We start from the raw sequence: 6,879 nt of genomic DNA on the forward strand, positions 1-6,879 counted from the left end.
CCTTCGACTACTGGGGTTTCTCGGCTTGGCCTGTCTGGGCCATCCCGAAGCTGTATCGGATATGTGCGGCGTGCCCGTCGGGCACAACCGGGAAGATCACGGGTTCGGTGACGTCCCGGATCGCCTCGATCCGGGACTCGACGTCCCCGATCGTCCAGGACGGTTGATACACACCGGGGCTCTCGACCAGCGCGGCCCGGGCTACCCGACCGGCCAGGGCGATCAGCACTTCACCGGTGACCGAACAGGATTCGTGCGCGAGCCAGCCGACCACCGGCGCCACCAGCTCGGGTTCCATCGGCGGGTACGCCGAGGTGTCGATCCCCTCGGCCATCCTGGTCACCGCCGCCGGGACCACCACGTTGCACCGGACGCCGTGCGCTGCGCCCTCCAGCGCCGCGACGTTGCTCAGCCCGATCACGCCCGCCTTCGCGGCCGCATAGTTGGCCACGTCGGCGTTGCCGTAGATGCCGCCGATCGACGAGGTCAACACCATGCGACCGTAGCCTGCGTCACACATCGCGCCGAAGGCCGCCCGCACCACATGGAAAGCGCCACGCAGATGAACGTCCAGGACCGCATCGAAGTCGTCCGAACTCATCTCACGCAACGGGGCCCGGCGGACGTTTCCGGCATTGTGGATCAGGATGTCGACCCGTCCGTAGCGCTCCAGTGCGGCGCCGACAATCGCCTCGCCGCCCTCGGGTGTGGCGACCGACGCGGTGCAGGCCACCGCGGCGCCGCCCGCGTCGCGGATCTCGGCGGCGACCCGCTCGGCCGGGTCCACGCGCACCCCGTCACCGGTGAGGTCGGCGCCGGTGTCATTGACGACGACGGTGGCTCCCCGCTGCGCCAGCAGGTGTGCGTAGGCGCGGCCCAGTCCCCGCCCGGCGCCGGTCACGACGGCGACGCGGCCGTCGAAGTTCAGATCCGCAGCCTGGTTTCGGCTCAAGCGAAGGGTTCCTCACCGGCGAGCTTGGTCCGGCGCAGCATCCGGCCGGAATCAGGGTCATAGGGCAACGCCCGGTGCATGGTTCCGGTGTTGTCCCACATGACCAGATCCCCGACCGACCACTGGTGCCGATAGACGAACTGCGGACGAGTGGCCCAATCACGCAGCCGCACCAGCGTTGCGGCGCTGTCCCGATGGTCCATCCCGACGATGTGGCTGGCAGTGCAGCCCAGGATCAACGACCTGCGACCGGAGCGGTGCGTCCAGACCACCGGCAGCTCGCACTCCCCGATCGCCATCATCTGACGCAGCGTCGCGAATTCGGGTTCAGGGTCGTAGTACAACAGCGAGTTCCACGCCGAGTGCATGGCGCGCAACGACGCGAGCTGGTCCTTGTCGTCGTCGGAGAGATCGTCGTAGGCCGCGTAGGTGTTACAGAATTCGGTGTCCCCGCCGCCGCCGGCCGGCAATACCTTGCTGGACAACAGCGAGGCCAAGATCGGCACCTCGTTCATGGTGCCGTCGAGATGCCAGTAGAACGACCCCTTGAGGTAGTCGGCCTGCTTGTTCACCGTTGTGTCGAGCGTGACGTCGTAGACCGCCTCGCCATCACGCTCGGGCGCAACTGCGCCGAGCGTTTCGGTGAAAGCCACCTGCTCGGCATCGGTCAGCCCGATCGTCGGGAACACCAGTACGCCGCGCTGCTCCAGCAGTTCGCGGATGGCGCCCGCGTGAACACCGGACAGCAGCGCGTCCTTGTCGGCACGGACCTCGGTTCCGATGCGCTCGGTCAGATCCCGTGTCGGCAGTGCTGTAGTCGTCGTCTTCGATGTCACTGCAGGTCCAGGCCTTTCAGGTCGCCCGCCTCGCGCCACTCCTTCAGCAGATCGTCGAAGGCGTAGAAGCCCGGCGAGTACACCTCGCCCAGGAACGAGCGGCTCGCGTCGCCGAATCCACGGCCCTCGTTGTTGTAATAGCCCGGCGTGCATGATAAATCGAACGCCGAGTTGTCGAAAGCCAACTCCCGGATGGTGTTGACCCAGGCGTCCTGACCCTCCTGGCTGGGCTCGACGACCGTCGCCCCCTGCCTGAGAGTCTCGGCGATGATGTAGGCGATGTGCTCGGCCTGCTGCTCGAACATCGCGGTGGTGTTGGCCGACACGCCGCCCTGGATGAAGCCGGTGTGAAACTGGTTGGGGAACCCACGGCTGGTCATCCCGTGCAGGGTCTGGTGCCCGTCGCGCCAGTGGTCGAACAGCGATACCCCGGCGCGTCCCTCGATCACGTCGATCGCGTACCGACGGCTGATCTCCGTAGAGATCTCGAAACCACTGGCGAAGATGACGCAGTCGACCTCGTACTCGACGCCTCCCGCGACAATGCCTTTCTCCGTGAGTTTTTCGACCCCCTTGGATTCGGCCACGTCGACCAGGGTGACATTGGGCCGATTGAACGCGGGCAGGTAGGTGTCACTGGAGGTCGGGCGCTTGCACATGAACCGGTAGTACGGCTTGAGCGCCTCAGCGGTGTGCGGATCCTCGACGATGTCGTCGATCCGGCGGCGCAGCCGCTCCATGATCTTGTAGTCCTCTTCCTCCCGCATCGCCATGATCTCCTCGACGCCGAGAGCCGTCGGGTCGGGGCTGGCGCCGATGCGAGCGGTCAGGTTGCGACCCAACTCGGTCCAGAAGTCGCACACCATGTCGGGGGCGTCGAACACCACGCCCTCGAACGGCGACCAGCGGTGGAAGTTGCGCTTGCGTTCGGCCTGCCAACCCGGCTGTAGCGAAGCGGCCCACCGGGGGTCGGTGGGTTCGTTGCCCCGGAAGTCCACCGACGACGGCGTGCGCTGAAAAACATAGAGCTGCTTGGCATCCCGACCCAGATGCGGGACCAACTGCACACCGGTCGCGCCGGTGCCAACCAGAGCCACCCGCTTGTCGGCCAGCTTGTCCAGGCCACCGTTCGCGTCGCCGCCGGTGTAGTCGTAGTCCCAGCGGGCCGAGTGGAAGACGTGGCCGCCCGCGTCCATGAACTCTTTGATGCCCGCGATACCGGGCAACTTGGGCCGGTTGTAAGAGCCCTGCGCCATGACCACGAAACGCGCCCGCAGGTCGTCGCCCCGGTTCGTCGTCAGCCGCCAGCGCTTGATCTGTTCCTCCCAGCGGACGGTGCGCACCTGGGTCGAGAAGATCGCCCCGTCATAGAGGCCGAAGTGCTTACCGAGGTTCTGGCAATGCGCGAAAATCTCTGCGCCGTCGGCGAACTTCTTGGAGGGGATGAAGTCCAGCTCTTCGAGCATCGGGACGTAGCAGTACGCGTCGTTGTCGCACTGGATTCCGGGGAAGCGGTTCCAGTACCAGACACCGCCGAAGTCGCCCCCCATCTCGATCACCCGCACGTCCGGCACGCCGGCCTTCTTCAGGTATGCGCCGGCGAGCAGTCCGGCGATGCCACCCCCGAGGACCACGACCTCGATGTCGGCGTCGATGGGTTCCCGCGGAGTCACCGCGGTGTGCGGATCGACCTCGGCGAACTCCACGAAATCATCCTTGACTTCAAGGTACTGACTGGAGCCGTCGGCGCGAATGCGTTTGGCCCGCTCATCGGCGTACTTGTGCCGGAGCGCTTCGATGTCGAAGTCATCGGGAGTCTGGGTCGGCGGACAGTCCGTCATCGATCGTTTCCTGTCGGGATTTCTTGAGGCGCACCGGCGCCCATGTACTTCGACAACTGGTGGTGCAGGTTCACGATGGCGCGCTCCCGGTAGGGGTTGGGCTTGGCGCCGGGATAACCGAGGGACTTCATTCCCTGCTGCACCGCTGCCATGTTCGAGAAGTCCTGTGGAAGAACCGAGCGCCAGCCCGGGTCGCCCACCGGGGTGTACTCCCATTGCGTCTGCGGTTCTTCACCTTTGGGAAAGAGTTCGAACACCGAGACTTCGAAGATGCACTTGTCGGGGTTGTAACTGGGATGCGGCCGAGCGCTGTAGCACAGGGCACTGGTGAGTCCCTGGCCGATCTGGAAGTTCGGGAAGATCTGCCACGCGGTGCCGGCCTGCCCGAGCACGTCGGCGGGAATCGTCGGCCAGATGACCCCGCGGGCCGCGTCGTCGCGGCGCGCCGAGGCCAGCCAGTGCTGCAGGACCTTGTCGGCCGGGGTGCCCTCGGGCAGCTCGTCGACCAGTCGCTTGGCGGCGTTCACCAGGGTGGCGGTGGTGGTGGCGTTGGTCTCCTCCATGGTGTAGACCTGCATCTCCGCGGTCGACACCCGCGGATCGGCGCCGGTCCCCAGCCGGATCTTGGATTTGGTCGCCTCCAGATCGTCGGGAGCGTCGTAGCCGAGGTTGCTGTGCTTGCCCTGCACCCGTGCCCAGCCCTTGAACTCACCGAACCTGTTGAACTCCGGGTGGGTTGTGTAGACGTGGTAGGTCTCGTTGAAGGCCTCCATCGCGACCTTCCAATTGCAGTCGAACTCCAGCCATTTGCGCCACTTGTAGCGCATGTTCTCCAGGCCGAACGGTTCAAGAATCTTCGCGGCCGGGAACAGGTAGTCGGCCAGCGATTCGCTGTCGGGGTCCATGTTGATCCAGAGCCAGCCGCCCCAGGTGTCGACTCGCACCGAACCCAGATGGGTGTTCGCGGGCGTCAACGTTCCTTGCCAGTCATCCTGTTCGCGTATGTGGGTGCAGGTTCCATCGAGTCCGTAGGTCCAGCCGTGGAATCCACAGACGAACGACTTGCGGGTTCGCGCGCAGGCGTTCTTCGCCCCGGCCGGAGTGTCGATCAGCCGGCGGCCACGGTGCATGCAGACGTTGTGGTGGGCCCGAAACTCGTCCGGCCCGCTGCGGACGACGATGATCGAGTCCTCGAGGATGTCATAGGTGAGGTAGCTGCCCACCTCCGGCAGATCTTCGATCCGCCCGACCTGTTGCCACACCTTGCGCCACAACTTGTCTCGCTCGGCGCGGGCGTAGCTCGGACATGTGTAGGCCTCGACACCGATCGTGACCGGGCTGGCGAGTTCGTCGTTTGAACCCTGGACCGGATCGGTCATCACATCCTCCTTATCGCAGCGCGGAAGGTGTCGTCCTTGAGGAACAGTGAGGTGTTGTCGGCGTCGAGGTGTGTCCATCTGAGGTTGAGCCCGCCGTCGACCAGCAAGGTCTGCCCGGTGATGTAACTGGCCAGGTCCGACAGCAGAAACAGGATCGGCCCGGCCTGTTCCTCGGGCCGGCCGCGGCGCCCCATGGCGATCGCCTGCAGATCGCGATCGGGATCATCGTCGGTGTAGGTGGCCGAGGCAGCGGTGTTGGTGACTCCCGGAGCCACCGCGTTGACTCGAATCCCGGCCGCCGCCAACTCAACTGCCATAGTGCGGGTCATCGCAACGATCGCGGCCTTTGCCGTGCCGTAGGCGATGTGGAACGGCGCGGTGTTCATCCCGCTGATGGAGGAGATCGACACGATCGAGCCCGGAAGCTGCTGCGCCACCAGGGCGGCGGCAACCGCGCGGCTCATGAAGAAGGAGGTCTCCAGGTTGTGCGTGAAGATCTTTCGCCAATCGGCGCGCGCCACCCTGGTCGACGGCATCCAGGTCGCCGGATCCGCGCCACCGGCGACATTGACCAGTCCGTAGAGCCGCCCGTCGGCTTCTTGGGCCGCATCGAGCACCGTGGCAACACCCTCGTCGGTGGACGCGTCAGCCGCCACCGGTATCACCGACAGGCCTCGGTCGGCCAACGGCGCGATGTGTTCACGGAGGTTCTCCTGCGAGCGGCTCACCGCGATCACGGTGGCCCCTGCCCGCGCGGCCATCGCGGTGATCGTCGTGCCGATTCCGCCGCCGCCGGCTCCCGACACCACCACGATCCGGCCGTGCAGGTCCAGGGGATTGGAATCGCTCAACAGGCTGGGAGGAGTGCAGTGATCCGCCATGACCCGCTTTCACCTGGCACCGACCGTAATTCGCACGCCCGGCGGTCACCGAGATCGCGAATTTGTCCGGACAACATATGTCATTCTTCGTTCTGAAGAACACTATTCCGCAGCGGCAAGCGCAGAGTCAAGGGCAGAACCCGGCGGCCTGCCGGCCTTATTGTCTGGACCAATGCGACGTAGCCCAGCCATCCCCGCTCGGCGCCGCCGGTCGACACACACCGGCGGGGCGTTCACTTAAGCCGAAGCGCCTTGCGTCATGATGGAGCCCACGTCGAACGTCGCCGAATTTGACTACATGCGTTGTCAGAACGAGCTTGAGGAGATGCGGAGTGTCTTCCAGCCAACGTCGGGGCCGCTGGTCCGGAGTCCCACTGGCAGAGCGTCAAGCCCTGCGCCGAGACGAATTCCTCGCGGTCGGCGTGCAACTACTCGGCGATGCGGGCGGGCCCACGCTGACCATCCGGTCAGCCTGTCGCGCAGCCGGGCTGACCGAACGCTACTTCTATGAGAGCTTCGCCGACCGCGACGAGTTTGTGCGCGAGGTGTACGACGACGTGTGCACCCGGGCCTTGGCGGCACTGCTGTCGACCCACAATCCCCGGGAGGGCGTGGAACGTTTCGTCACCATGATGGTCGACGACCCGGCGCGCGGCCGGGTGCTGCTGCTGGCCCCGGAGAGCGAACCGATCCTGTATCGCGCCGGCGCCAAATGGATGCCGGACTTCATCGTGATGCTGCAGCGCACTCTTACCAAGATCGGCGACTCGGCGCTTCGGCAGATGGTGGCGACCGGGTTGATCGGCGCCCTGACCACCCTTTTCGCCGCCTACCTCAACGGGCAGCTCAAGGCCGGCCGCGAGCAATTCATCGACTTCTGCGTCGACATGCTGCTCACTGCGCAAATCGCGCGCTAGGTGTACTGCCCAGGCAGGTTGGTTGAGAAAGTGTGACGACACGCTGTAAGAGTCGTTGATGGGTGAAGGTCTC

At 65.4% G+C, this 6,879-nt stretch carries 6 protein-coding genes; 1 reads left to right on the forward strand and 5 read right to left on the reverse strand.

Annotated features, from left to right (window positions below; genetic code table 11):
• Positions 1 to 7 precede the first annotated feature (7 nt).
• Genes ACJH71_RS10345 through ACJH71_RS10365 form a run of 5 tightly spaced genes read right to left on the reverse strand, consistent with a single transcriptional unit; the run spans position 8 to position 5,889 of the window.
• On the reverse strand, positions 8 to 952 hold the full coding sequence (locus tag ACJH71_RS10345; RefSeq protein WP_406757911.1) for an SDR family NAD(P)-dependent oxidoreductase: 945 nt from the start codon (positions 950 to 952) through the stop codon (positions 8 to 10).
• On the reverse strand, positions 949 to 1,788 hold the full coding sequence (locus ACJH71_RS10350) for a TauD/TfdA dioxygenase family protein (RefSeq protein ID WP_406757912.1): 840 nt from the start codon (positions 1,786 to 1,788) through the stop codon (positions 949 to 951). Before ACJH71_RS10350 ends, ACJH71_RS10345 begins: the two co-directional genes overlap by 4 nt.
• Positions 1,785 to 3,629, reverse strand: coding sequence for a flavin-containing monooxygenase (locus tag ACJH71_RS10355; protein ID WP_406757913.1), 1,845 nt, complete (start codon positions 3,627 to 3,629; stop codon positions 1,785 to 1,787). The genes ACJH71_RS10350 and ACJH71_RS10355 overlap by 4 nt, the downstream gene beginning before the upstream one ends.
• Entirely contained in the window at positions 3,626 to 5,008 is a 1,383-nt protein-coding gene (locus tag ACJH71_RS10360; protein ID WP_406757914.1) for an SRPBCC family protein, read from the reverse strand. The genes ACJH71_RS10355 and ACJH71_RS10360 overlap by 4 nt, the downstream gene beginning before the upstream one ends.
• Positions 5,008 to 5,889 (reverse strand): SDR family NAD(P)-dependent oxidoreductase, encoded by an 882-nt coding sequence (locus ACJH71_RS10365; RefSeq protein ID WP_406757915.1) that lies wholly within the window; start codon positions 5,887 to 5,889, stop codon positions 5,008 to 5,010. The genes ACJH71_RS10360 and ACJH71_RS10365 overlap by 1 nt, the downstream gene beginning before the upstream one ends.
• 332 nt (positions 5,890 to 6,221) lie before the next feature.
• Between ACJH71_RS10365 and ACJH71_RS10370 the strand changes: the two genes are divergently transcribed.
• Entirely contained in the window at positions 6,222 to 6,806 is a 585-nt protein-coding gene (locus ACJH71_RS10370; RefSeq protein ID WP_406757916.1) for a TetR/AcrR family transcriptional regulator, read from the forward strand.
• Positions 6,807 to 6,879 lie beyond the last annotated feature (73 nt).

The sequence above is a fragment of the Mycobacterium sp. SMC-15 genome, from assembly GCF_045310925.1.
Taxonomy (GTDB): Bacteria; Actinomycetota; Actinomycetes; order Mycobacteriales; family Mycobacteriaceae; genus Mycobacterium.